Raw genomic sequence first — 24,424 nt, 5'->3', positions numbered from 1 at the left:
CGGCCGAGACCCGCCCGTGCGGTGGGCGGGCGGGGCGGCCCCCCCCCCCCCCCGTCTGTGCGGCGCCTGTTTTCCCTGTTCATCGACGCTTTCCGGGGCGCTCCGACGTGCCCGGAAAACCGCTGTGGAAACCGCTTCGAACCGGTCCTTGGACGCCTTGACAAGGGTTCAGGGCGGCCCGCAGACTGGCGTTGCGCTAATCGCAATCCGTTTCGCTATACGCACCGAGGTGTCATGATGATTCCCGCGTGCCGTCTCGCGGATCTGCCGCGAGGCGAGGCCCACCGGCTCGACATCGACCCGCCGGTCTCGGTGTTCCACACCGATGACGGCGAGCTTTTCGCCATCGACGACACCTGCACCCACCAGGACGCCTCGCTCGCCGACGGCTGGCTGGAGGGCTGCGAGGTGGAATGCCCGCTCCACGCCTCCAAGTTCGACCTGAGGACCGGTGCCGTGGACGCCCCGCCGGCCAAGCTCCCGGTCCGCACGCACGAGGTCGTCGTGGAGGGCGACATGGTCTACGTGCGGCTGTCCACGGAGGCGCCCAACCTGCCGCCCTGCATCGCCTCCCGCCTGGCCGGAGGCCCCGCGTGAGGACCGTGGCCGTGGTGGGCGCCTCGCTGGCCGGACTGTCGGCCGCACGCTCGCTGCGCAAACGGGGGTACGACGGTCGGCTGGTCGTCATCGGCGACGAGCCGCACCGCCCGTACGACAGGCCGCCGCTGTCCAAGGAGTTCCTGTCCGGTGCAGTCGGCGAAGCGGATCTGGCACTGGAGCGGGACGACGAGGACCTGGCGGCCGAGTGGGTGCTCGGCACCCGCGCCACCGGACTCGACCGCACCGAGAGGGCGATCCGCCTCTCCGACGGCCGGGAGATCCGCGCCGACGGCGTCGTCCTCGCGACGGGGGCCGCCGCGCGCACACTGCCCGGCACCGACGGCCTGGCCGGCGTGCACGTGCTGCGCACCCTGGACGACGCCCGCGCCCTGCGGGACGAACTGGCCCGGGGCGGACGGCTGGTGGTGATCGGTGGCGGGTTCATCGGCGCCGAGGTCGCCTCCACCGCTCACGCCCTCGGGCTCGACGTGACGGTGGTCGAGGCCGCGCCGACACCTCTGGCGGGACCGCTCGGCGAGACCATGGGCGGCATCGTCTCCGCCCTCCACACCGACCACGGCGTACGGCTGCTGTGCGGTGTCGGGGTCAAGGGCCTGAGCGGGGACGAGCGAGGCGAGATGGGGGTCCCCCCGGCCGGAGGCCGGGGGCGGGCCTGCGGGATCGAGGCGTTGCCCGGCACGGCCTCCTGGTCGATGGCGGGGGTGTTGTGGGACACCAGCGGTTTCTCCTTGAGGAAGAAGGCGATGAGCAGGCCGAGGGCGAGCACCGGGACGAGGTAGAGGAAGATCCTGGGCATCGCGTCGGCGTAGGCGCGGACGTAGGCGTCGCGCAGCTCCGGGGGCAGCGCGCGGACGAGCTGCGGGGTGAGGGACTCGGGGTCGGGGAGCCGGGCGCCCGTGTGCGCGGGGAGCCGTTCGTGCAGGGCGTCGGCGAGCCGGCCGGCGAAGAGGGTGCCGAAGACCGCGGCGCCGACGCTGCCGCCGATCTGCCGGAAGTAGTTGTTGGCGCTGGTGGCGGTGCCGAGGTCGGCGGGGCGTACGGAGTTCTGGACGGCGAGGATCAGGACGGGCATCACCATGCCGATGCCGGCGCCGAGGACGGCCATCCAGAGGCTGTAGTGCAGCCGGGGCGTGTCGATGCCGAGCCGGGACAGGAGCCACATGCCGGCCACGGAGAGCGCTCCGCCGGCGATCGGGAAGACCTTGTAGCGGCCGGTGTGGCTGATGAGCTGTCCGGCGACGACGGAGGCGCCGACGATCCCGGCCATCATGGGCAGCATCAGCAGGCCCGACTCGGTGGCCGAGGCGCCGTCGACCATCTGCAGGAAGGTGGGCAGATAGCTGGCGGCGCCGAACAGGGCGACGCCGACGACGACGCCGACCAGGCCGGTGACGGTGAAGACGGAGTCCTTGAACAGCCTGAGCGGGATGAGGGGTTCGGCCGCGCGGTGTTCGGCGACGAGGAAGAGGACGGTGGCCGCCGCCGCGCCCGCGCCGAGGCCGAGGATCTGGCGCGAGTCCCAGGCGTACTCGGTGCCGCCCCAGCTGGTCAGCAGGACCAGGCAGGTGGAGACGGCCGCGAGCAGCAGCGCGCCGGGCAGGTCGAGGCGGGCCCGGACCCGCGGCCTGGGGAGCTTGAGCACGGCGCTGACGACGGCCAGGGTGACCAGGCCGAAGGGCACGTTGACGTAGAAGCACCACCGCCACGAGAGGTGGTCGGTGAAGTAGCCGCCGAGCAGTGGTCCGGCGACGGAGGCGAGTCCGAAGGCCGCGCCGATGAGGCCCATGTAGCGGCCGCGCTGCCGCGGCGGCACGATGTCCGCGATGATCGCCTGCACGCCGATCAGCAGGCCGCCCGCGCCGATGCCCTGGACCGCGCGGAAGGCGATCAGCTGGTCCATGGTCCGCGCCCGGCCGGCCAGCGCGGAGCCGATGACGAAGACGACGATCGCGAACTGGAAGACGCCCTTGCGGCCGAGGAGGTCGCCGAGCTTGCCGTAGACGGGCAGGCCCACGGTGGCCGTCAGCAGATACGCGGTGATGGCCCAGGACATCCGGTCCAGGCCGTGCAGTTCGCCGACGATCCGGGGCAGCGCGGTGGCGATGATCATCTGCTCCAGGGCGGCCAGGAGCAGGGCGAGCATCAGCCCGGTGAAGACCAGCCGGACCCGGCGCGGGCCGAGTCCGGCGGCCGGTCCGGGGGGCGGGACGGGGGCCTTTGGAGGTGTCACGGCCGGCTCGTCCTGCACCAGGGTCGTCCCGCCCACGTACCGCTCCCCTCGTCGCGCTGCCGCACGATTTCCGCGTAAATCCCGCGTAAATCGACAACTACGAGCAAGCGCGACGAGTTACGGCAGTGCGTACGGCCGCCCGGAGATCCACTCGAACCGGTGAGGGCATCAACACACCTCGGCGGCCCGCGATTTGGGCCGGGGACCGGCCCGGCTGCCGCCGGTCAGGGTCTACTTCTCGACCTCGGCGGCGAGCCTGGCGAGCACCGCGTCGTAGATCCGGCCGAGCCCCTTGGGGGCGAACGTCTTCTCGAAGAAGCCGCCGATGCCGCCGGCGCCCTTCCAGGTGGTGGTGACGACCACCCGGGACCTGCCCTCCCCGGCGGGGGTGACGCGCCAGGTGGTGACCATGGAGGAGTTGCGGTCCTTCTCGACCAGCTCGCCGTCGGTCGGCTCGGTGACCTCCAGGAGGCAGTCACGGACCCGCTTGCTGGTGGCCTGGAGCTTCCAGTGGACGAGGGTGCCCTCGCCGTCGCCGCCCTCGCGCACCTCGTATTCGCTGAAGTGCTCGGGCAGCAGCTTCTCGCGCGTGCCGCTGTAGTCGGCGAGGGCGTCGAACACCTTCTCCGCGTCCGCGGCGACGATCCGCTCCGTAGTGGCCTCGACCTGCGCCATCGACTTCCTCCAGGACCTGGGTTCTCGGGGTCTGGGCAAGCCAACCACCCCGGCCCCCGGCCGCCCAAATCGGGGTCCCCCGACCTGTCCGATGCGATCGGAAAAGACTCTTGCACGATCATGCGAACAGGTGTTCTATTCTGTGCCCAGTGCTACCGAGGAGGCGTCATGCGCTGGGAGAACCTCACAGTGGAGTCCGAACACGGCCGGGCCGCCGACCCCGCCCTGTTCGGCGCGGACGCGGTTGTCAGCCGTACCTTCGACACGCCCGAGTTCCGGGGGATCACCTTCCACGAGATCCGGGCCCGCTCGATCCTGAACCGGGTGCCGGGCGCCTCGCGCATGCCGTTCGAATGGACGGTGAACCCGTACCGGGGCTGCACGCACGCGTGCGTGTACTGCTTCGCGCGCAAGACGCACAGCTATCTCGACCTCGACACGGGGATCGGCTTCGACACCCAGATCGTGGTCAAGGTGAACGCGCCGGAGCTGCTGCGCCGCCAGCTCGGCTCCCGGCGCTGGCAGGGCGAGCACGTCGCGATGGGCACCAACGTCGACTGCTATCAGCGTGCGGAGGGCCGCTACCGCCTGATGCCGGGCATCATCTCGGCGCTGCGCGACCACGCGAACCCGTTCTCCATCCTCACCAAGGGCACCCTGATCCTGCGCGACCTCGATCTGCTGAGGCAGGCGGCGCAGGTCACGGACGTCGGCATCTCGGTCTCGGTCGGCTTCACCGACCCGGCCCTGTGGCGCACGGTCGAGCCGGGCACGCCCGCGCCCGAACGACGGCTGGAGGTCGTACGGACGCTCGGCGAGCACGGCATCGGCTGCGGCGTGCTGATGGCGCCGGTGGTGCCCTTCCTGAGTGACGACCCCGCCCAACTGCGGGCCACCGTGCGGGCGATCGCGGCCGCCGGGGCCACCTCGGTCACCCCGCTGGTGCTGCATCTGCGGCCGGGGGCCCGGGAGTGGTTCATGTCCTGGCTCGCGGCGCACCATCCGCATCTGGTGCGACGCTACGAGCGGCTGTACGCGGAGGGCGCCTACGCGCCGAAGTGGTACCAGCGCCGGATCACCCGTCAGGTCCACGACCTGGCAGGGGAGTACGGCATCGGGCCCACGCGCGCGGGGATGCCGCGCAGGATCACGCCGCCGGAGCCGTCCGGGCACCGGTCCCCCGACGCCGGGGTGCCCGAAGCGACCCAACTCACGCTGATCTGAGATCGTTCGAGCGCAACTTCCAGACCAATTGGGTCAATTATTTACATAACATGTTCTTTCGGGCATGCATTCCGGGACGATGCGGCGAGGGCCGTGAACTTCGCGGTCCGGAAACCCTCCGTCCTGGGAGGACCCATTGAGAACACGCGCTGCCGTGCTGTGCGGCGCCGCCCTCGTGGTGGCCGGCACGCTCACGGCCGCCCCCGCGCAGGCGGCCCCGGCCACGAAGCCCACCTGGAAGAAATGCGGCACCACCGGCTCCCCGACGCTCCAGTGCGCGTCCGTCGAGGTGCCGCTCGACCACGCGAACCCGGCCGGACGGAAGATCACGCTCGCCCTGTCCCGTGTCCCGCACACCGCCAAGACCTACCAGGGCCCGCTGCTGGTCAACCCCGGCGGTCCGGGCGGCAGCGGTCTGACGCTCGCCGGGTTCGTCGCGTCGGCGCTGCCCAAGGCGGTGGCCGCCCAGTACGACGTCATCGGCTTCGACCCACGCGGCGTGGGCAGGAGCACTCCCGCCCTGAACTGCGTGCCCGGGTACTTCAAGCCGGTGCGCCCGGACTCGTCGCCGGGCACGGCCGCCCGTGAACAGGCGGGCCTCGCACGCGTGAAGGCGTTCGCCGCCGCCTGCGGGAAGAAGTACGCGGGCATCCTGCCGTACATGGACACCGTCAGCAACGCGCGGGACCTGGAGTCGATCCGGCAGGCCCTCGGCGCGCGGCGGATCAACTACCTGGGTTATTCGTACGGCACCTACCTCGGCGCCGTCTACGCCAAGCTCTTCCCGGAGCGGGTGCGCCGGCTGGTCCTGGACTCGATCGTGAACCCCACCGGGGTCTGGTACGACGACAACCTCGGCCAGGACTACGCCTTCGACGACCGCCACCGCGCACTCATGGCCTGGATCGCCAAGTACGACTCCACGTACGGACTGGGCACCGACCCGGAGAAGGTCACGGCCAAGTGGTACGCGATGCGGGCGGCGCTCGCCAAGAAGCCGGCGGGCGGCAGGGTCGGGGCCTCCGAACTGGAGGACACCTTCATGCCCGGGGGCTACTTCGACGGCTACTGGCCCCACCTCGCCGAGGCGTTCGCGGCCTACGTGAACCACAAGAACGCGAAGCCGCTGGTCAAGGCGTACGACACATTCGCCGCCGTCGGCACCTCCGGTGAGAACAACTACAGCGTCTACGCCGCGGTGCAGTGCAGGGACGCCCCGTGGCCGCGGGACTGGGACCGGTGGCGCAGGGACAACTGGGCGGTCCACACGAAGGCGCCCTTCATGGTCTGGAACAACGCCTGGTACAACGCGCCGTGCGCGTTCTGGCCGACGGCCCCGCTGAAGCCGCTGAACATCGCCAACGGCAAACTGCCGCCCGCCCTGCTCTTCCAGGCGACGAACGACGCGGCCACCCCGTACGAGGGCGGTGTCATGACCCACCGGCTCCTGGCCGGCTCCAGCCTGGTGGTCGAGGAGGGCGGCGGGAACCACGGCGTCACCCTGAGCGGCAACGCCTGCCTGGACAAGCACCTGTCCGCCTATCTGAGCGACGGCAAGGTCCCGCGCGGTGTCCGCGGGGTCGACGCGGTGTGCCCGAAGACGCCGGACCCGAAGCCGCAGGCCGCGAAGAAGGCGGCCAGGTCGTCGCGGGGCTCGGCACTGCACGGTCTGCTCGGCTTCCACGGCTGAGCGGGGCACGGGCCCGGGGCCGTCCGCTCCGGGCCCGTCGGATCGGGAGCGTCCCGCGCCGGCCGCTCCCTAGAGTTCCGTCATGACCGACGCACCTGTGCACATCCGCCCGATGACCCTCGCCGACTGCGACCGGGTCTCCGAGATCCGCGTCCGGGGCTGGCAGAGCGCCTACGAGGGGATGATGCCGCAGTCGTACCTCGACGGGCTCAGCGTGGCGCGGGACGCCGAGCGGCGGCGCGCCGGGTTCTCCCCGTCCGCCCTGGACGGCGTGGTGAACCTGGTCGCCGACCGGGCCGGCGAGATCGTCGGCTGGGCGGCGCACGGCCCGTACCGCGACGGCGAAGTGCGCACCTCCGACGCCGAGTTGTACGCGATCTACGTCGACCCCGCCCATCTGGGCGGCGGGATCGGGCGGGCGCTGCTGGAGGAGTCGGTGCGGCAGTGCGTCCCGCACCCGCGCATGTTCCTGTGGGTCCTGAAGGAGAACACACCCGCCCGGCGCTTCTACGAACGGGCGGGTTTCCGCCCGGACGGCGCCGAGGAGCCCTTCGAGGTGGACGGCGCGGCCGTGCCCGAGGTGCGGTACGTGAAGGAACCGGTCCGCTGACGGGTCATCTCGGCCTGGGGATCCGCGCCAGCGCGTGCACCGCCGCCTCCGCGAGCGGAGGGTGGGCCAGGGCCTCGTTCAGGACACGCCGGGCCCGGACGTCGCCGAGCGTGCCGAGGCCCTCCACGCAGGCGAGGGCGACCCGGCGGTAGGGGTCGTGCGGGCGCAGCCTCCGCTCCAGGGTGGTGATCAGTGCGGGCACGGACTCGGGGGCGCGCAGTTCGACCAGGAGCCGTACGGGGTGCAGGGCGTAGGCGACGCGCAGTTCGTTGGTGGCGAGCGCGGCGGCCGCGCGGGCCGTGCGCGGGTCGCCCAGCCGGGCGAGGGCGTAGGCGGCGGAGGCGCAGCGCGGCGGATCGCGGTGGTTGAGCAGCAGGACGAGGGACTCGAAGGCCCGCCGGTCGCCCGACAGCCCCAGCCGGAAGGCGGCCAGTTCCCGGGCCCACAGCGGCTGCCCGGCCGCGGTGAGCACCTCCGCCAGTTCGTCGTGGTCCACGGTCGCCACGAGCTGCTCGTACGCCGCCGTGCCGCGGGACTCCTGCCGTAGACGCTCCGTGAGCGATCGCAACTCTTCGTCCACGAAGCCCAGATTAGGGGTGTCGTGCGGCGACCGGGACCTACATCACAAACTCCGGGGCTGGCGCGCTCGTTACCCACCGGTTAAGCTCATACGAGCGAGTCACCCACTCGCACTAACGCTCACGACGGTTTGGTGACGCAGCCGCCGTGAGCGCAGGTCGGTTCGGTACCTCACGTACCACCAGTTCGACCCGGCTTCGGGACAGAGCCGGTCGGTCTCAGCCGCTCCGCGGGCGTGTGCACGCCCTCGACGGACGGCACCGGGCGTGTGCGCTCGCAGCCCGGCAACACCCGCATTCCTTTCCGCACCCGGTGCGCCCCCTCGGCGCACCTGGGCGCGTTTCCAGTCGTCACCCTCATTCCAGGAGTCCCGCGATGGCCACTCCCCTGTCCGACACCCCTCTGTCCCCGCTCAAGACCATTGCCGTCGTCGGCCTCGGCACGATGGGCACCGGCATCACCGAGGTTCTCGCGAAGGCCGGCCGCGAGGTCGTCGGCATCGACGTCAGCGAGGCCGCCACCGCCCAGTCGATCGCCGCCCTGGAGTCCTCCACCGCCCGCGCCGTGGAGCGCGAGCGGCTCACCGAGCAGGAGCGCGCGGACCTGCTCGCCCGGGTCCGTACCTCCACCGACCTGCGCGCCGCGGCCGAGGCCGACCTCGTCATCGAGGTGGCCCCGGAGTCGTACGAGATCAAGCAGCAGATCTTCCGCGAACTGGACTCCATCGTGCGGCCGGAGACGATTCTGGCGACCGGCACCAACGCCCTGTCGGTGACCCGGCTGGCCGCCGACTCGGCCCGCCCCGAGCGCGTGCTCGGCCTGCACTTCTTCAACCCGGCGCCCGCCATGAAACTGGTCGAGGTCGTCTCCTCCGTGCTGACCGCGCCCCAGGCCGTCGCCACCGTCACGGACCTCGCCGTCGAGCTCGGCAAGGAGCCGGTCGCCGTCGGCGACCGCCCCGGATTCGTCGCGGACGGCCTGCTGTTCGGCTACCTCAACCAGGCCGCCTCGATGTACGAGGCCAAGTACGCCTCCCGCGAGGACATCGACGCGGCGATGCGCCTCGGCTGCGGTCTGCCGATGGGCCCGCTGGCCCTGCTCGACCTGATCGGCATCGACACCGCCCGTACCGTCCTGGAGGCCATGTACGCCGAGTCCCGCGACCGGCTGCACGCCCCCGCGCCGATCCTGAAGCAGCTCGCCGAGGCGGGCCTGACCGGGCGCAAGTCCGGCCGGGGCTTCTACACGTACGAGGCGCCGGGCAGTGCCACGGTCGTGCGGGACGCGCTGACCCCGCTGCAGGGCGGTGCCCTCACGCCGGGCCGTACCGTCCGCTCCGTCGGTGTCGCCGGTTCCGGCACCATGGCCTCCGGCATCGCCGAGGTCTTCGCCAAGGCCGGGTACGAGGTGGTCCTCGCCGCCCGCAGCGAGGAGAAGGCGCAGGCCGCCAAGGCCCGGATCGGCAAGTCCCTGAACCGCTCCGTGGACAAGGGGCGGATGACCGCCGAGGCCGCCGCGCAGACCCTGGGCCTGATCACGCCGGCGGGTTCCTACGACGCCTTCGCCGACGTCGACCTGGCCGTCGAGGCCGTCGCCGAGGACCTGGAGATCAAGCAGCAGCTGTTCGCGACGCTGGACAAGGTCTGCAAGCCGGGCGCCGTCCTGGCCACCACCACGTCCTCGCTGCCCGTCGTCGCCTGCGCCCGCGCCACCTCGCGCCCGCAGGACGTGATCGGCATGCACTTCTTCAACCCGGCGCCCGCCATGAAGCTGGTCGAGGTGGTCCGTACGGTGCTGACCGCCGACGACGTCCACTCGACGGTCCGCGAGGTCTGCGCCAACATCAAGAAGCACGCCGTGGACTGCGGTGACCGGGCCGGATTCATCGTCAACGCACTGCTGTTCCCGTACCTCAACAACGCGATCAAGATGGTGCAGGAGCACTACGCGTCCCTGGACGACATCGACGCGGCGATGAAGCTGGGCGGCGGCTACCCGATGGGGCCCTTCGAGCTGCTGGACGTGGTCGGGCTGGACGTCTCCCTGGCGATCGAGAAGGTCCTGCACCGCGAGTTCCGCGACCCGGGCCTGGCCCCGGCGCCGCTTCTGGAGCACCTGGTGGCCGCGGGCTGCCTCGGCCGCAAGACCGGCCGTGGCTTCCGCGAATATGCCCGCCGCTGAGCGCGCCGGCGACTGGTCCAGCGACGACAGGGAGTGGGGCGGACTGCTCGGCCCCACGGGAGCGCCCCCGCCCCTCACGGGCGGGGGAAACCCCGGACATGCGCACCGAGCTGCGCACATGCAGTACGTTCGGGTCATGCCCCAGCCCGCCAAGTCCTCACGTACACCAGCCACGCCCGACGCGCCGGAAAGTGCCGCAGGCAGTCGCGCGGCGGCCCAGCGGCTCAAGATGCGCCGAGAACTGGCGGCCGCGGCGATGGAGCTGTTCGCGACCAAGGGGTACGAGGCGACCACCGTCGACGAGATCGCGGCCGCGGCCGGGGTCGCGCGCCGCACGTTCTTCCGCCACTTCCGCTCCAAGGAAGAGGCGATCTTCCCGGACCACGACGACACGCTGATCCGTGCCGAGGCGGTGCTGAACGCCGCCCCCGCGCACGAGCACCCGCTCGACACGGTGTGCCGCGGCATCAAGGAAGTCATGAAGATGTACGCGGCCCGGCCGGAGATCTCGGTCGCCCGCTACAAGCTCACGCGCGAGGTGCCCACCCTGCGCGAGGCCGAGATCGCGTCGGTGGCCCGCTACGAACGCCTCTTCACCCGCTACCTCCTCGGCCACTTCGACGAGCACGCGCACGACGACGACGCCAACGACGACCCGCTGCTCGCCGAGGTCGCCGCCTCCGCCGTCGTCACGGCCCACAACCACGTACTGCGGCGCTGGCTGCGGGCGGGCGGCCAGGGGGACGTGGAGGCCCAGCTCGACCACGCCTTCGCGATCGTGCGCAAGACGTTCGGCACCGGCATCGGCGCCGGACGGACCTCGGCCCCCAGGCCGGCGGCCGCCCCGGCGGCGGTCTCCGCCCAGGGCGAGGTACTGGTGACCGTCGCCCGCACCGACGCTCCGCTCAACGAGGTCATGCGGACCATCGAGGAGGCCCTCCGGGGCCGCTGAGACCTCCTCGCCACTGTGATGACGGCCACCCCCGGGGGTGGCCGTTTTGGCATGTCAGAGCCCCTTTTCGAGCGGATTTCAAGTGGCGTTCGATCGATCATCGCTCATCTGTAGCGTAAAGATTTCATCTGAGTGGAACTTCTGGCACTCAGTGCCTTGCCAGGTGACACGCGGTGTCATACGTTGATGTTGTCCGGGCGGCCGGCGCGCAGAGACCTATCGCGCGTCGGCTGTCCCAGCAAGCCAATGGCCTGCGCGCCCGGACGCCTGCGTCACAGGCAACCTCCCGCGCCACAAAGCGCTGCCGAAGCACCACCCAGCCGAACCGACGGCATCTTCCCGACCCAACCCTCAGCAGCACCGACGCAACCCTCAGCGCCCCTCCCTCGGGGCGCTCACCGCCGGAGGCAACACCGTGACCGTGAAGGACATCCTCGCCGCGATCCAGGCGCCGGACTCGACGCCGGCCGACATCGCCGCCCTGCCGCTTCCCGAGTCCTACCGCGCGATCACCGTGCACAAGGACGAGACGGAGATGTTCGCGGGCCTGGAGACCCGCGACAAGGACCCGCGCAAGTCGATCCACCTCGACGAGGTCCCCGTGCCCGAGCTCGGCCCGGGCGAGGCCCTGGTGGCCGTCATGGCCTCCTCGGTCAACTACAACTCGGTGTGGACCTCGATCTTCGAGCCGCTGTCCACCTTCGGGTTCCTGGAGCGCTACGGCCGCACCAACGACCTCGCCAAGCGCCACGACCTGCCGTACCACATCATCGGCTCCGACCTCGCGGGCGTCGTCCTGCGCACCGGCCCCGGCGTCAACGCCTGGAAGCCGGGCGACGAGGTCGTCGCGCACTGTCTGTCGGTCGAGCTGGAGTCCAGCGACGGCCACAACGACACGATGCTCGACCCCGAGCAGCGCATCTGGGGCTTCGAGACCAACTTCGGCGGCCTCGCCGAGATCGCGCTGGTCAAGTCCAACCAGCTGATGCCCAAGCCCGGCCACCTGAGCTGGGAGGAGGCCGCCGCCCCGGGCCTGGTCAACTCGACCGCGTACCGCCAGCTGGTCTCCCGCAACGGCGCCGGCATGAAGCAGGGCGACAACGTGCTGATCTGGGGCGCCAGCGGCGGCCTCGGCTCGTACGCCACCCAGTTCGCGCTGGCGGGCGGCGCCAACCCGATCTGTGTCGTCTCCAGCGACCAGAAGGCCGACATCTGCCGCTCGATGGGCGCCGAGGCGATCATCGACCGCAACGCCGAGGGCTACAGGTTCTGGAAGGACGAGAACACCCAGGACCCGAAGGAGTGGAAGCGCTTCGGCAAGCGCATCCGCGAGCTGACCGGCGGCGAGGACATCGACATCGTCTTCGAGCACCCCGGCCGCGAGACCTTCGGCGCCTCGGTCTTCGTCACCCGAAAGGGCGGCACCATCACCACCTGCGCCTCGACCTCGGGCTACATGCACGAGTACGACAACCGCTACCTGTGGATGTCCCTGAAGCGGATCATCGGCTCGCACTTCGCCAACTACCGCGAGGCCTGGGAGGCCAACCGGCTCATCGCGAAGGGCAAGATCCACCCGACGCTGTCGAAGGTCTACTCCCTGGAGGACACCGGCCAGGCCGCGTACGACGTGCACCGCAACCTCCACCAGGGCAAGGTCGGCGTGCTGTGCCTGGCCCCCGAGGAGGGCCTGGGCGTGCGCGACGAGGAGATGCGCGCCAAGCACATCGACGCCATCAACCGCTTCCGCAACATCTGAGCACACCCGAGGTCACAGATGACTGAGCGTCAGCCCGCCCAGGCGAAGCGGGAGAAGGACCGGCCGTGGCTCATGCGCACGTACGCCGGCCACTCCACGGCCGAGGCGTCCAACGAGCTGTACCGGCGCAACCTCGCCAAGGGCCAGACCGGCCTGTCGGTGGCGTTCGACCTGCCGACGCAGACCGGCTACGACCCCGACCACATCCTCGCCCGCGGCGAGGTCGGCCGGGTCGGGGTCCCGGTCTCGCACCTCGGTGACATGCGCCGGCTGTTCCAGGACATCCCCCTGGAGCAGATGAACACCTCGATGACCATCAACGCCACCGCCATGTGGCTGCTGGCGCTCTACCAGGTCGTCGCGGAGGAGCAGGGCGCGGACATCACCAAGCTCCAGGGGACGACCCAGAACGACATCGTCAAGGAGTACCTGTCCCGGGGCACCCACGTGTTCCCGCCGGGGCCGTCGCTCCGTCTGACGACGGACATGATCGCGTACACGGTCTCCCACATCCCGAAGTGGAACCCGATCAACATCTGCAGCTACCACCTGCAGGAGGCCGGGGCCACGCCGGTGCAGGAGATCGCGTACGCGATGTCCACCGCGATCGCCGTCCTCGACGCCGTGCGCGACTCCGGCCAGGTGCCGCAGGAGCGCATGGGCGACGTGGTCGCGCGCATCTCCTTCTTCGTGAACGCGGGCGTCCGCTTCGTCGAGGAGATGTGCAAGATGCGGGCCTTCGGCCGCATCTGGGACAAGGTCACCCGCGAGCGGTACGGCATCGAGGACCCCAAGCAGCGCCGGTTCCGCTACGGCGTCCAGGTCAACTCCCTCGGCCTGACCGAGGCACAGCCGGAGAACAACGTCCAGCGGATCGTGCTCGAGATGCTGGCCGTGACCCTCTCCAAGGACGCACGCGCGCGTGCCGTCCAGCTGCCGGCCTGGAACGAGGCCCTCGGCCTGCCCCGCCCCTGGGACCAGCAGTGGTCCCTGCGCATCCAGCAGGTACTGGCGCACGAGAGCGACCTGCTGGAGTACGACGACATCTTCGAGGGCTCCCACGTCATCGAGGCGAAGGTGGCCCAGCTGGTCGAGGACTCCCTCGCGGAGATCGACCGGATCCAGGAGATGGGCGGCGCGATGGCCGCCGTCGAGTCCGGCTACCTCAAGTCGCAGCTGGTCTCCTCGCACGCCGAGCGCCGGGCCCGGATCGAGTCCGGCCAGGAGAAGATCGTCGGCGTCAACATCTTCGAGACGACCGAGCCCAACCCGCTCACCGCCGACCTGGACACCGCGATCCAGACGGTCGACCCGGCGGTCGAGGCCCGCGTCGTCGAGGCGATCGGGCGCTGGCGCGACACGCGCTACCAGCCGCCCTTCAACCACCCGCGCCCGTGCAAGGCGCTGGACCGGCTGAAGGAGGTCGCCAAGGGCACCGGCAACCTCATGGAGGCCACCCTGGAGTGCGCCCGCGCCGGAGTCACGACCGGCGAGTGGGCAGGCGCGCTCCGGGAGGTCTTCGGGGAGTTCCGGGCGCCGACGGGCGTCTCGTCCGCGCCGGTGACCGTCCCCGTCGAGGCGGGCTCCGCCCTGGCCGAGGTCCGCGCGAAGGTGGACGTCACCGCCCGCGAGCTGGGCTCCGGCAAGCTGCGCTTCCTGGTCGGCAAGCCCGGCCTGGACGGTCACTCCAACGGCGCAGAGCAGATCGCCGTGCGGGCCCGCGACGCCGGCTTCGAGGTGGTCTACCAGGGCATCCGGCTGACGCCCGAACAGATCGTGGACGCGGCCCTGGCCGAGGACGTGCACGCCGTCGGCCTGTCCATCCTCTCCGGCTCGCACGCCCAGCTGGTTCCGGACGTGCTGGAGCGGCTCCGTGTGGCCGGTGCCACAGATATCCCGGTGATCGCCGGTGGCATCATCCCGAACGGTGACGCCGAACAGCTCCGGGCCGCCGGAGTGGCCGCGGTCTTCACCCCGAAGGACTTCGACATCACCGGAATCATCGGCCGCATCGTCGACGAGATCCGGAAAGCGAACAAGCTCGACCCCCTGGAGGTCCCCGCATGACCGTCAACCGTCTCCGCCCGCGGCGCTCCTGCCTGGCCGTGCCGGGCTCGAACCCCCGCTTCCTGGAGAAGGCACAGGGGCTCCCCGCCGACCAGGTCTTCCTGGACCTGGAGGACGCGTGCGCGCCGCTCGCCAAGCCCGAGGCGCGGCACACCATCGTCAAGTTCCTCAACGAGGGCGACTGGACGGGCAAGACGCGGGTCGTGCGCGTCAACGACTGGACGACCGAGTGGACGTACCGTGACGTCGTCACCGTCGTCGAGGGGGCCGGTCAGAACCTCGACTGCATCATGCTGCCGAAGGTCCAGAACGCCGAGCAGGTCGTCGCCCTGGACCTGCTGCTGACGCAGATCGAGAAGACCATGGGCTTCGAGGTCGGCAAGATCGGCATCGAGGCGCAGATCGAGAACGCGCAGGGCCTCAACAACGTCAACGCGATCGCGCAGGCCTCGCCGCGCGTCGAGACGATCATCTTCGGCCCGGCCGACTTCATGGCGTCCATCAACATGAAGTCACTGGTCGTGGGCGAGCAGCCGCCCGGCTACCCGGCGGACGCCTACCACTACATCCTGATGAAGATCCTGATGGCCGCCCGCGCCAACAACCTGCAGGCGATCGACGGCCCCTACCTGCAGATCCGCAACATCGACGGCTACCGCGAGGTCGCCCAGCGCGCCGCAGCCCTCGGCTTCGACGGCAAGTGGGTGCTGCACCCGGGCCAGGTCGAGGCGTCCAACGAGATCTTCTCGCCCTCCCAGGAGGACTACGACCACGCCGAGCTGATCCTGGACGCGTACGACTACTACACGTCCGAGGCGGGCGGCAAGAAGGGCTCCGCGATGCTCGGCGACGAGATGATCGACGAGGCCAGCCGCAAGATGGCCCTGGTCATCTCGGGCAAGGGCCGGGCCGCCGGCATGCAGCGCACGTCGAAGTTCGAGATCCCGGAGGCCTGAGCGCGATGCAGTTCGGACGCACCTACGAGGAGTTCGAGGTCGGGGCGACGTACAAGCACTGGCCGGGCAAGACGGTCACGGAGTACGACGACCACCTGTTCTGTCTCCTCACGATGAACCACCACCCGCTCCACATGGACACCAACTATGCGGAGAAGACGACGGACTTCGGCAAGAACGTCGTCGTGGGCAACTACATCTACTCCCTGCTGCTCGGCATGTCCGTCCCGGACATCTCCGGCAAGGCGATCGCCAACCTGGAGATCGAGTCGCTCAAGCACGTGGCGCCGACCTTCCACGGCGACACGATCTACGGTGAGACGACCGTGCTCGACAAGTGGCCGTCCAAGTCGAAGAACGACCGCGGCATCGTCTATGTCGAGACCAAGGGCTACAAGCAGGACGGCACCCTGGTGTGCGTCTTCCGCCGCAAGGTGATGGTGCCCACCGAGACGTACATCAAGGAACGCGGCGGCGAGCAGCCGGGCCGCCCGGAGCTCGAGCAGCAGGAGAAGTAGGCCATGGCCCGTCTCGCCCAGACCGCCGGTCTGACCGACGTCCAGCAGGAGATCGTCTCCACCGTCCGCGGCTTCGTGGACAAGGAGATCATCCCGGTCGCCACCGAGCTGGAGCACCGCGACGAGTACCCGCAGCAGATCGTCGACGGCCTGAAGGAACTCGGCCTCTTCGGCCTGATGATCCCCGAGGAGTACGGGGGCCTGGGCGAGTCCCTCCTCACCTACGCCCTGTGCGTGGAGGAGATCGCCCGCGGCTGGATGTCGGTGTCCGGCATCATCAACACGCACTTCATCGTGGCGTACATGCTCAAGCAGCACGGCACGCGGGAGCAGAAGGACCACTTCCTGCCGCGGATGGCGGCCGGCGACATCCGGGGCGCGTTCTCGATGTCGGAGCCGGGCCTCGGCTCGGATGTGTCGGCGATCACCTCGAAGGCGGTCAAGGACGGCGACGAGTACGTCCTGAACGGCCAGAAGATGTGGCTGACGAACGGCGGCACGTCGTCCCTGGTGGCCGTCCTGGTCCGAAGTGACGAAGGACACCCCGAGGGCACGGCCCCCCACAAGTCGATGACGACGTTCCTGGTGGAGAAGGAGCCCGGCTTCGGCGAGGTCCGCCCGGGGCTCACCATCCCCGGCAAGATCGATAAGATGGGCTACAAGGGCGTCGACACGACCGAGCTCGTCATGGACGACCTGCGCGTTCCGGCCGATCGGGTGCTCGGCGGCGTCACCGGCCGAGGTTTTTACCAAATGATGGACGGCGTCGAGGTGGGCCGCGTCAACGTGGCCGCCCGTGGCTGCGGTGTCGCTCAGCGTGCGTTCGAGCTCGGCGTCCAGTACGCCCAGCAGCGTCACACTTTCGGCAAGCCGATCGCCCAGCACCAGGCCATCCAGTTCAAGCTCGCGGAGATGGCTACCAAGGTCGAGGCCGCGCATGCCATGATGGTCAACGCGGCACGCAAAAAGGACTCCGGGCAACGAAACGACCTCGAAGCAGGGATGGCGAAGTACCTCGCCTCCGAGTACTGCAAGGAGGTCGTGGAGGATGCCTTCCGGATCCACGGCGGCTACGGCTTCTCCAAGGAGTACGAGATCGAGCGCCTCTACCGCGAGGCCCCGATGCTGCTGATCGGTGAAGGTACCGCCGAGATCCAGAAAATGATCATCGGGCGCAGGCTGCTCGAAGAGTATCGGTTCCAGGGCTGATTGTCCGGGTACGGGGTGTTTTCTTCGAGAAGAAGATCACACCCCGTCAATGCTCTTCGGCCGCCGACTCGGCTTCTTGGCTTGCCCAGTTGCGGCCTGCGACCGGTACGATCCCGGGAAAGCCGCCGTCCCCCGTTACAGCGCGGCATCATCCGCTACGAAGGTCATCCATGCCCCACAGCCAAACCTCTGCACCTCGCGACAGCCGAGCCGGCGTACGCCTTGCGCGCGGAGCATCGCCGTGGCTTCTCCCGACCGTCGCCACCGCAGCCCTCAGCCTTGCCCGCGCGCGCCGCTCCGGTGCCGCCAAGGCCGTCGCCGTGCCCGCCACCGCGCTCGCGGCGGGCATGCTGTGGTTCTTCCGCGACCCCGAGCGCGAGATCGCCACGGGCCGCGTCATCTCGCCCGCCGACGGTGTGGTGCAGAGCATCATGCCGTGGAAGGACGGGCGCACCCGCGTCGCGATCTTCATGAGCCCGCTCAACGTCCACGTGAACCGTGCGCCGCTCGCCGGCACGGTCACGTCGGTCGAACACATCCCCGGTGGCTTCGTTCCCGCCTTCAACAAGGAGAGCGAGAACAACGAGCGCGTAGTCTGGCATTTCGACACCGAACTCGGCGACATCGAGATGATCCAGATCGCCGGCGCGGTGGCCCGCCGCATCGTGCCCTACATCCCGCAGGGCACGAAGGTGGAGCAGGGCGACCGTATCGGTCTGATCCGCTTCGGCTCGCGTGTCGACCTCTACCTGCCCGAGGGCGTGGAGGTCGCGGTCGAGGTCGGCCAGAAGACCGTGGCTGGGGTGACTCGCATTGACCGTGATTGATCCGGAGACCCAGGCGGGCTGGGTGCCCGAGGCCGACGAGGTGGACGAAGAGGAGGAGATGCCCCTCTCTCTGCGCCTCTCGATAGCGGACACCCTCACCCTCGGCAACGCCACGTGCGGCTTCATGGCGGTGTACTTCACCACCACCGGCATCCTGATCCCGCACCTGACGGGCAACGACGAGTCGGCCGGCATGGCGCGCCACTCGGCGGCCACCGCGGTCATCCTCATGCTCTGCGCGGCGGTCTTCGACCTGTTCGACGGCCTGGTGGCGAGGAAGCTGCGGTCCTCCCCCATGGGCGCGGAGCTGGACAACCTCTCCGACCTGATCAGCTTCGGACTGGCGCCCGCGTACTTCGTCCTCGTCTACGGCATGGTCGCGGACGACGCGCACCAGAGAGTGGCGGCGCTCGGGGCAATCGTGGTGCTCCTGGCCGTCGTGCTCCGCCTGGCGCGCTTCTCGTGCGTGACACCGCGGAACGGAATGTTCCAGGGCATGCCGTCGCCGTTCGGCGCGCTGACGGTGGTCTCCATCGTCCTGCTGGAGCTCCCCTTCGTGGCGACGCTGCTCGCCATCCTGGGCACGGCCTGGCTGATGGTGAGCCGGGTGGAGTACCCGAAGCCGCGGGGCCGCCTGGCCGTGGCCATGCTGTCCTGGATCGTCCTCTCGATGGGCCTCCTGGCGGCCTGGGCCTTCGACGCCCCCAGCGGCCAGCTCCTCCTCCAGACCGGCTGCGCGCTGCAGCTGGTGATGGGCGCGGTGATCCCCCTGTTCGCCACGGCTCGCCGGGTGAACAACTTCCGCGACAACCGGCGTGAGGCGCGGGCGGCACAGCCGTAGCGCTCCGCGCACGCGCGAAGATGGCCCCGGACCTGCTTGGTCCGGGGCCCTTCTCTTTCCTCGCCGGTTCCGGGGCGAAGCCGCGCGACGGTCACCGCCCGGCCCATCGAGCCGGGTCGGCGGGTGGGCAGACACCCCGCCCCGGCCTCAGCCGAGAAGGTCCTCCGCGATACGGGACGCGACCCGCTCGAGAATCGGCCCCGCATCCGCGATGCACCTGGCGACATCGGGCTCGACGGACGTCAGGGGATAGGCAGCCGCGATCCCGGCCCCCTGAAGCGCCGCAGGCGACAGCGCGAGCCGCCCGCACACCGCCACCACATCCCGCCCAGCCGCCCGCGCGGCCGCCGCAACCCCGGCCGGAGCCTTCCCGTGCAGCGTCTGCTCGTCCAGCGAACCCTCCCCGGTGATCACCAGCGACGCCCGCTCCAGCGCGGGCGCGAAGCCCAGCACGTCGAGCATGACCTCGATCCCGGGCCGGAAACGCGCCCCCAGCAGCAGCGCCCCGTACCCGATGCCACCCGCCGCACCGGCCCCCGGCGACGCAGCGTACTCGGCCGCCCTGGGCCCCACCGCGGCCTCGACCACCTTCGCGAAGTGCGCCAGCGCCGCGTCCAGCACCGCCACCTCGTCCGGCGAAGCGCCCTTCTGCGGGCCGTACACCGCCGGCGCGCCCTTCGGCCCGGTCAGCGGATTGTCGACGTCGCTGGCGAGCACCAGATCGACCGAGGCCAGCCGCGGATCCAGACCGGACAGGTCGGCCCGCGCGAGATCGGCGAGCCCTCCCCCGCCCGGCGGCACCGGCTCCCCGGCCGCGTCGAGGAAGCACGCACCGAGCGCCGACAGCATCCCGGCCCCGCCGTCCGTCGTGGCACTGCCCCCGACACCGAACACGATCGTCCGCGCCCCCGCGTCCAGCGCGGCAAGCAGCAGCTCTCCCGAGCCGTACGTCGATGCCGTGAGCGGCGCGAAGACACCGGCGGGCAGCCGTTGCAGCCCGCTGGCCTCCGCCATCTCCACGACCGCAGTGTCGCCGCGCAGCGCGAACGCGGCGGTGACGTCCTGTCCCAGGGGCCCCGCGACCCTCAGCTCCCGCCGCTCGAACCCGGCGGCGACCGCCGCCGCCACGGTCCCGTCGCCGCCGTCGGCCACCGGCAGCGACTCCACCTCGAGGTCCGGTACGACCCGGCGCAGTCCGGCCGTGACCCGCTCGGCGACCTGCACGGCCGTGAGCGAGCCCTTGAACTTGTCCGCGGCGATGAGCACCCGTCGGGTCTCGTCCACTGCAGAGTCCGCCACCTTGCATTCCCCTTGCTCTCCGGGCCCCGCGCACGTCAGGGCCAGTCGCGCCGCTGCGACCATAACCGGAGGACACCCCTGCCGTCATGCCCCGCCCGGCCCCTGGGAAGCCGCCGGCCGTCCGCTGTGCCGCTCGCCGGAAACACCGCCCAACACGGCGCGCCCGTCCCGGAAATCGGGTAAACCGGATCCATGACCCCTGTGGGCACCGAGACAGAGCTTGCCGACCGCATCCTCGGGGGCTGGCTGGGCCGGATCGCGGGCAACATGCTCGGCAAGCCGGTCGAGCAGGGCGACCTGTGGACACGCGACCGCATCGACCGCTACCTCCGGCAGGCCGCCGCCCTGCCGCTCACCGACTACCTTCCCGAGCCCGCCGACGAGAACGACGGCGTCGAGCTGCGCCCCGAGTGGCGCCAGTGCGTCCGCGGCCGTATCCACGGCAGCTGCCGCGACGACGACGTCGACTACGCGATCCTCGGCCTGCACCTCCTGGAGACCCACGGCTTCGACTTCAGCACCGAGCAGGTCGGCGACCTGTGGCTGCTGCGGCTGCCGTACCTGCAGACCTTCACGGCGGAGCGGGCCGCCTACCGCAATCTCGCCAATGGCCTGAAGCCGCCCCTGACGGCGACGTACGAGAACCCGTACCAGGAGTGGATCGGCGCCCTGATCCGTGCCGACGTCTACGGCTGGACGAGCCCGCACGACCCGCGCCGCGCCGCCTCCCTGGCCCGCCGGGACGCCGTGCTGTCCCACACCGGCAACGGCGTGTACGGCGCGATGTGGGCGGCGGCGCTGATCTCGGCGGCGTTCACCGCGCCGACCGTGCGGCACGCGATCGACACCGCGCTCGGCGTCGTCCCGGCGAGCAGCCGCCTGGCCCGTACCGTGCGCCGGGTGGTCTCCCTCCACGAGACCCGGCTGAGCTGGGAGGACACACTCACCACCGTCTCGGAGGAGACCGCCGGCCTCGGCTGGATCCACACCATCCCGAACGCGGCCGTACTCACCGCGGGGCTCCTGTACGGCGACGGCGACTTCACCCGGACCATCACGCTCACCGTCCGCGGCGGCCTGGACACGGACTCCAACGGGGCGACGGCGGGTTCGGTGGCCGGGGTGCTGACCGGAGCGGCGGCCATCCCGGCGCAGTGGAAGGACCCGCTGGAGGACACGGTGCGCAGCGCCGTCTTCGGCTTCGACGGGGTGCGGATCAGCGACCTCGCGCGACGCACGCTCCGGCTGGCCGAGGCGGAGCGGGCCTGACCCGGCCGCCGCGAGGTCAGGGGGCGTTCGAGCCTGGGCAATCCGCCCGGGAGCGCCGCGGCAGGCTGGTTACCCTTCCCGGGTGACCACCACTCAAGACTTCGCCACGTACATCGCGGGTCTGCCCCGCGTCCTCGCCGGTGCGGCGGCCCTGTTCCGCGACACCGAGGGCCGGGTGCTGCTCGTCGAGCCCAACTACCGCGAGGGCTGGGCGCTTCCGGGCGGCACCATCGAGTCCGACGACGGGGAGACCCCGCGCCAGGGCGCCCGCCGCGAGACGGCCGAGGAGATCGGCCTGGACCGCGAACCCGGCCGGCTCCTCGCGGTGGACTGGGTGCACGGGACGGGGCGGCCGCCGCTGGTGGCGTACCTGTACGACGGCGGCGTCCTCGAGGACAGCGAGTTCGCGGCGATCCGGCTGCAGGAGGAGGAGCTCCTGTCCTGGCGCCTCGTCCCCCGCGAGGAGATCACCGCCCACCTGCCCGGCGCCCTGGGCCGCCGCGTCCTGGCCGCCCTCGACGTCCTGACGGAGAACTCGGGAACGGCGGAACTGGAGAACGGCCACCGCGTCGCCTGAGAACGGCAGGAACGGTCGACATTCTTGCCACCCGGTTCCCCCTGCGTCGAGCAGGAGCGGTGCGCCGGTCACGTCGTCCCTGTGCGCACGCAGCCCCTCGATGCGGGACCGGTGGTGAGACCGGGAGCCGCTCACTGCGGAGGTGACCGGTCCTCGGCGGCGCCGGGGAGGCGCCGATGCACCCCGACGGGACCGCGGGGCACCGGGTCGTCGAGAGGTGCGCGCTCGGCCTCACCCGGATACCGAGGGCGCGCACGGGCTGCCGCTGCGACTGCCGGCGGATCGTGTGCACCTGCCCGGGGCGCGGTGGCGGAGAACGATCGCGACCGGGGTGATCGGGGTTCCCTGCGCCCTCGCATCGGTCGACGGGCAGGGCGGCCGACCCGCCGGGGAGAGCGCGCCCCGGTTTATCCGCTCGCTCCGCCCCGGGCAGGCGTCCTACCCTCGGCCCATGAACAAGCCCCTCGTCGCCATCCTCAGTGGCGCAGGTATTTCCACCGATTCCGGGATCCCCGACTATCGGGGCCCGAACGGGCTGTGGCGGCGGGACCCCGGGGCCGAGAAGCTCGTGACGTACGACTACTACATGGGCGATCCGGAGATCCGGCGCCGGTCCTGGCAGATGCGGCGCGAGAACCGGACGCTGAAGGCCGGGCCCAATGCCGCGCACCTCGCCGTCGCCGGGCTCGAGAAGTCCGGGATCCCGGTGCGGGTGATCACGCAGAACGTGGACGGGCTCCACCAGCTCGCCGGCATGCCCGCCCGCAAGGTGCTCGAGCTGCACGGCACCGCGCGCAGTGTGGTCTGCACGAAGTGTCATGCGCGGGGGTCCATGGAGGACGCGCTGGCACGGGTCGAGGCCGGGGAGGACGACCCGCCCTGCCTGGAGTGCGGCGGGATTCTCAAGTCGGCGACCGTGATGTTCGGCCAGCGGCTCGACCCCGTCGTCCTCGGGGAGGCGCTCGCCATCACCAAGGCCTGCACGGTCTTCGTCGCCGTCGGCACCAGTCTGCAGGTCCAGCCCGCCGCCGGACTCGCCGGTGTCGCCGCCGACAACGGGGCGCGGCTCGTCATCGTCAACGCCGAACCGACGCCGTACGACGACCGCGCCGACGAGGTGATCCGCGAGCCGATCGGCACCGCCCTGCCCGAGCTGCTGGGCCGGCTGGCCGCCCGGAGCCGCGCGTAGGCCATCGGGGCCGGAAGAGTCGGAAGGCATCAGGCCACCGGAAGGGGTCAGAAAAGCGCCGTTCCCCTTTCGAAGTCCAGCAGCCGCCGCTTGCGGTCCAGACCGCCCCCGTATCCGGTGAGGCCGCCGCTCGCGCCGATGACGCGGTGGCAGGGGACGATGATGCCGATCGGGTTCCTGCCGTTGGCGAGACCCACGGCCCGGGAGGCGCCCGGGTTGTCGAGGGCGTCGGCGAGTTCGCCGTAGCTGCGGGTCTCGCCGTACGGGATCTTCGTCAGCTGGTCCCAGACGGCGCGTTGGAACGGTGTTCCGGACATGCGCAGTTGGAGGGTGAACTCCTTCAACTCTCCTGCGAAGTAAGCCGCCAGCTGTTCTTCGGCCTCGGCGAAAGAACCGTCGTCGCGCGGTCCGAACGTCTCCTGCGGCGGACGGTGGCGCTGGTCGGTCATGTAGAGGCCGCACAGGACGCCGTCGCCGTCGGCGACGAGCGTCAGCGGGCCGTAGGGGCTGTCCGTCACGGTGTGCTGTCTCATCGTGTGTCCTACGTCCTCACACTGGCAGGAAGTTGATCGGGTGGCTGTCGGTCGCCCACAGGTACTGGACCGCGTACGCCCGCCAGGGCCGCCAGGCCGCCGCGCGCGCGGTGAGCGCGGCCGGAGTCGAGGGAAGGCCCAGCTCCTGGGCGGCGCGCCGGATTCCCAGGTCGGTGGGAAGGAAAGCGTCGGGGTCGCCGAGGGCGCGCATGGCGATGACGTCGACCGTCCAGGGGCCGAAGCCGGGCAGGGCGAGGAGCCGGGCGCGGGCCTGAGACCAGTCGCTCTCGACGCCCAGGTGAAGGGACCCGTCGGCGAGCCGGCCGACCAGCGTGGTGAAGGTGGTGCGCCGGGTGCGGGGCATCGCCAGCTGCTCCGGGTCGAGGCCGGCGAGCGCCTCCGGGGCCGGGAAGAGGTGGGTGAGGCCGCCCTCGGGGTCGTCGACGGGCTTGCCGTGCGCGGTGACCAGGCGGGCGGCATGGGTGCGGGCGGCCGCCGTGGAGACCTGCTGCCCGAGCACGGCGCGGACGGCGAACTCGGCCTCGTCGACCGTACGGGGAACGCGTCGGCCCGGGGCCTTGTCGACCACCGGCGCGAGGAAAGGGTCCGTGCGCAGCA

General features: G+C 70.9%; 21 protein-coding genes and 2 pseudogenes. 17 read left to right on the top strand and 6 right to left on the bottom strand.

Annotated elements, in window-relative coordinates:
- Positions 1-234: 234 nt before the first annotated feature.
- A complete protein-coding gene (locus tag ACFW2E_RS08020; protein ID WP_384463103.1) occupies positions 235-597 on the top strand; it encodes a bifunctional 3-phenylpropionate/cinnamic acid dioxygenase ferredoxin subunit in 363 nt (120 codons plus the stop codon).
- Positions 594-1,232 (top strand): annotated as a pseudogene (locus ACFW2E_RS08015) (NAD(P)/FAD-dependent oxidoreductase); the annotation flags it as partial. The gene ACFW2E_RS08020 and the pseudogene ACFW2E_RS08015, both read left to right, overlap by 4 nt.
- A 5-nt stretch (positions 1,233-1,237) precedes the next feature.
- On the opposite strand, the pseudogene ACFW2E_RS08010 reads toward ACFW2E_RS08015, so the two are convergent.
- Both ACFW2E_RS08010 and ACFW2E_RS08005 read right to left on the bottom strand, forming a co-directional pair.
- Positions 1,238-2,887: pseudogene (locus ACFW2E_RS08010) on the bottom strand (MDR family MFS transporter); the annotation flags it as partial.
- A 195-nt stretch (positions 2,888-3,082) separates the two neighbouring features.
- A complete protein-coding gene (locus ACFW2E_RS08005) occupies positions 3,083-3,526 on the bottom strand; it encodes an SRPBCC family protein (RefSeq protein WP_384463100.1) in 444 nt (147 codons plus the stop codon).
- Positions 3,527-3,694: 168 nt separating this feature from the next.
- Here ACFW2E_RS08005 and ACFW2E_RS08000 point away from each other — a divergent pair, with 168 nt between their 5' ends.
- The 3 genes from ACFW2E_RS08000 (at position 3,695) to ACFW2E_RS07990 (ending at position 7,050) form a co-directional block, all read left to right on the top strand.
- The gene (locus tag ACFW2E_RS08000; protein WP_384463097.1) at positions 3,695-4,750 is read left to right on the top strand and encodes an Rv2578c family radical SAM protein; all 1,056 of its coding nucleotides are present in this window, start codon (positions 3,695-3,697) and stop codon (positions 4,748-4,750) included.
- Between the two features lie 136 nt (positions 4,751-4,886).
- Positions 4,887-6,440, top strand: a complete 1,554-nt coding sequence (locus tag ACFW2E_RS07995; RefSeq protein WP_384463094.1) for an alpha/beta hydrolase — start codon at positions 4,887-4,889, stop codon at positions 6,438-6,440.
- A gap of 82 nt (positions 6,441-6,522) precedes the next feature.
- Entirely contained in the window at positions 6,523-7,050 is a 528-nt protein-coding gene (locus ACFW2E_RS07990) for a GNAT family N-acetyltransferase (RefSeq protein ID WP_384463091.1), read from the top strand.
- Between the two features lie 4 nt (positions 7,051-7,054).
- Here ACFW2E_RS07990 and ACFW2E_RS07985 read toward each other — a convergent pair whose 3' ends face one another.
- Positions 7,055-7,630: an adenylosuccinate lyase gene (locus ACFW2E_RS07985; protein WP_384463089.1), complete on the bottom strand. Its 576-nt coding sequence runs from the start codon at positions 7,628-7,630 to the stop codon at positions 7,055-7,057.
- A 374-nt stretch (positions 7,631-8,004) separates the two neighbouring features.
- On the opposite strand from ACFW2E_RS07985, the gene ACFW2E_RS07980 reads away from it, so the two are divergent.
- The 9 genes from ACFW2E_RS07980 to pssA all read left to right on the top strand — a co-directional run bounded on the left by ACFW2E_RS07980 (position 8,005) and on the right by pssA (position 18,939).
- Entirely contained in the window at positions 8,005-9,810 is a 1,806-nt protein-coding gene (locus ACFW2E_RS07980) for a 3-hydroxyacyl-CoA dehydrogenase family protein (RefSeq protein WP_384463086.1), read from the top strand.
- Positions 9,811-9,946: 136 nt separating this feature from the next.
- Positions 9,947-10,762, top strand: coding sequence for a TetR family transcriptional regulator (locus ACFW2E_RS07975; protein ID WP_384463083.1), 816 nt, complete (start codon positions 9,947-9,949; stop codon positions 10,760-10,762).
- Positions 10,763-11,177: 415 nt separating this feature from the next.
- Positions 11,178-12,521, top strand: a complete 1,344-nt coding sequence (gene ccrA / locus ACFW2E_RS07970; protein ID WP_384463080.1) for a crotonyl-CoA carboxylase/reductase — start codon at positions 11,178-11,180, stop codon at positions 12,519-12,521.
- A gap of 18 nt (positions 12,522-12,539) precedes the next feature.
- Positions 12,540-14,588, top strand: a complete 2,049-nt coding sequence (locus ACFW2E_RS07965) for a protein meaA (protein ID WP_384463077.1) — start codon at positions 12,540-12,542, stop codon at positions 14,586-14,588.
- The gene (locus tag ACFW2E_RS07960) at positions 14,585-15,544 is read left to right on the top strand and encodes an HpcH/HpaI aldolase/citrate lyase family protein (protein WP_384463074.1); all 960 of its coding nucleotides are present in this window, start codon (positions 14,585-14,587) and stop codon (positions 15,542-15,544) included. Before ACFW2E_RS07965 ends, ACFW2E_RS07960 begins: the two co-directional genes overlap by 4 nt.
- A 5-nt stretch (positions 15,545-15,549) precedes the next feature.
- On the top strand, positions 15,550-16,062 hold the full coding sequence (locus tag ACFW2E_RS07955; protein ID WP_384463071.1) for a MaoC family dehydratase: 513 nt from the start codon (positions 15,550-15,552) through the stop codon (positions 16,060-16,062).
- 3 nt (positions 16,063-16,065) lie between these two features.
- Positions 16,066-17,271, top strand: coding sequence for an acyl-CoA dehydrogenase family protein (locus tag ACFW2E_RS07950; RefSeq protein WP_384463068.1), 1,206 nt, complete (start codon positions 16,066-16,068; stop codon positions 17,269-17,271).
- A 170-nt stretch (positions 17,272-17,441) separates the two neighbouring features.
- Positions 17,442-18,098 carry a phosphatidylserine decarboxylase gene (locus ACFW2E_RS07945; protein WP_384463066.1) on the top strand — a complete coding sequence of 219 codons (657 nt, stop codon included), beginning with the start codon at positions 17,442-17,444 and terminating at the stop codon, positions 18,096-18,098.
- A gap of 22 nt (positions 18,099-18,120) precedes the next feature.
- A complete protein-coding gene (gene pssA, locus ACFW2E_RS07940; RefSeq protein ID WP_384463109.1) occupies positions 18,121-18,939 on the top strand; it encodes a CDP-diacylglycerol--serine O-phosphatidyltransferase in 819 nt (272 codons plus the stop codon).
- Between the two features lie 147 nt (positions 18,940-19,086).
- Here the strand turns inward: pssA and ACFW2E_RS07935 are convergent, their stop codons facing one another.
- Entirely contained in the window at positions 19,087-20,238 is a 1,152-nt protein-coding gene (locus tag ACFW2E_RS07935; RefSeq protein WP_384463063.1) for a glycerate kinase, read from the bottom strand.
- A 192-nt stretch (positions 20,239-20,430) separates the two neighbouring features.
- Between ACFW2E_RS07935 and ACFW2E_RS07930 the strand changes: the two genes are divergently transcribed.
- The 3 genes from ACFW2E_RS07930 to ACFW2E_RS07920 all read left to right on the top strand — a co-directional run bounded on the left by ACFW2E_RS07930 (position 20,431) and on the right by ACFW2E_RS07920 (position 23,273).
- Entirely contained in the window at positions 20,431-21,507 is a 1,077-nt protein-coding gene (locus ACFW2E_RS07930) for an ADP-ribosylglycohydrolase family protein (protein ID WP_384463060.1), read from the top strand.
- Positions 21,508-21,589: 82 nt separating this feature from the next.
- Positions 21,590-22,084, top strand: coding sequence for an NUDIX domain-containing protein (locus tag ACFW2E_RS07925; protein ID WP_384463057.1), 495 nt, complete (start codon positions 21,590-21,592; stop codon positions 22,082-22,084).
- A 451-nt stretch (positions 22,085-22,535) separates the two neighbouring features.
- The gene (locus ACFW2E_RS07920; RefSeq protein ID WP_384463054.1) at positions 22,536-23,273 is read left to right on the top strand and encodes an NAD-dependent deacetylase; all 738 of its coding nucleotides are present in this window, start codon (positions 22,536-22,538) and stop codon (positions 23,271-23,273) included.
- Between the two features lie 47 nt (positions 23,274-23,320).
- Here ACFW2E_RS07920 and ACFW2E_RS07915 read toward each other — a convergent pair whose 3' ends face one another.
- Together ACFW2E_RS07915 and ACFW2E_RS07910 are read right to left on the bottom strand one after the other, a co-directional pair.
- Positions 23,321-23,806: a methylated-DNA--[protein]-cysteine S-methyltransferase gene (locus ACFW2E_RS07915; RefSeq protein WP_384463051.1), complete on the bottom strand. Its 486-nt coding sequence runs from the start codon at positions 23,804-23,806 to the stop codon at positions 23,321-23,323.
- 16 nt (positions 23,807-23,822) lie between these two features.
- Positions 23,823-24,424, bottom strand: a 602-nt coding sequence (locus ACFW2E_RS07910; RefSeq protein WP_384463048.1) for a DNA-3-methyladenine glycosylase family protein, incomplete at its 5' end; no start/stop codon positions are given.

Source organism: Streptomyces sp. NPDC058964 (assembly GCF_042741275.1).
GTDB lineage: Bacteria > Actinomycetota > Actinomycetes > Streptomycetales > Streptomycetaceae > Streptomyces.
This window is presented reverse-complemented; position numbering and strand designations above follow the sequence as displayed.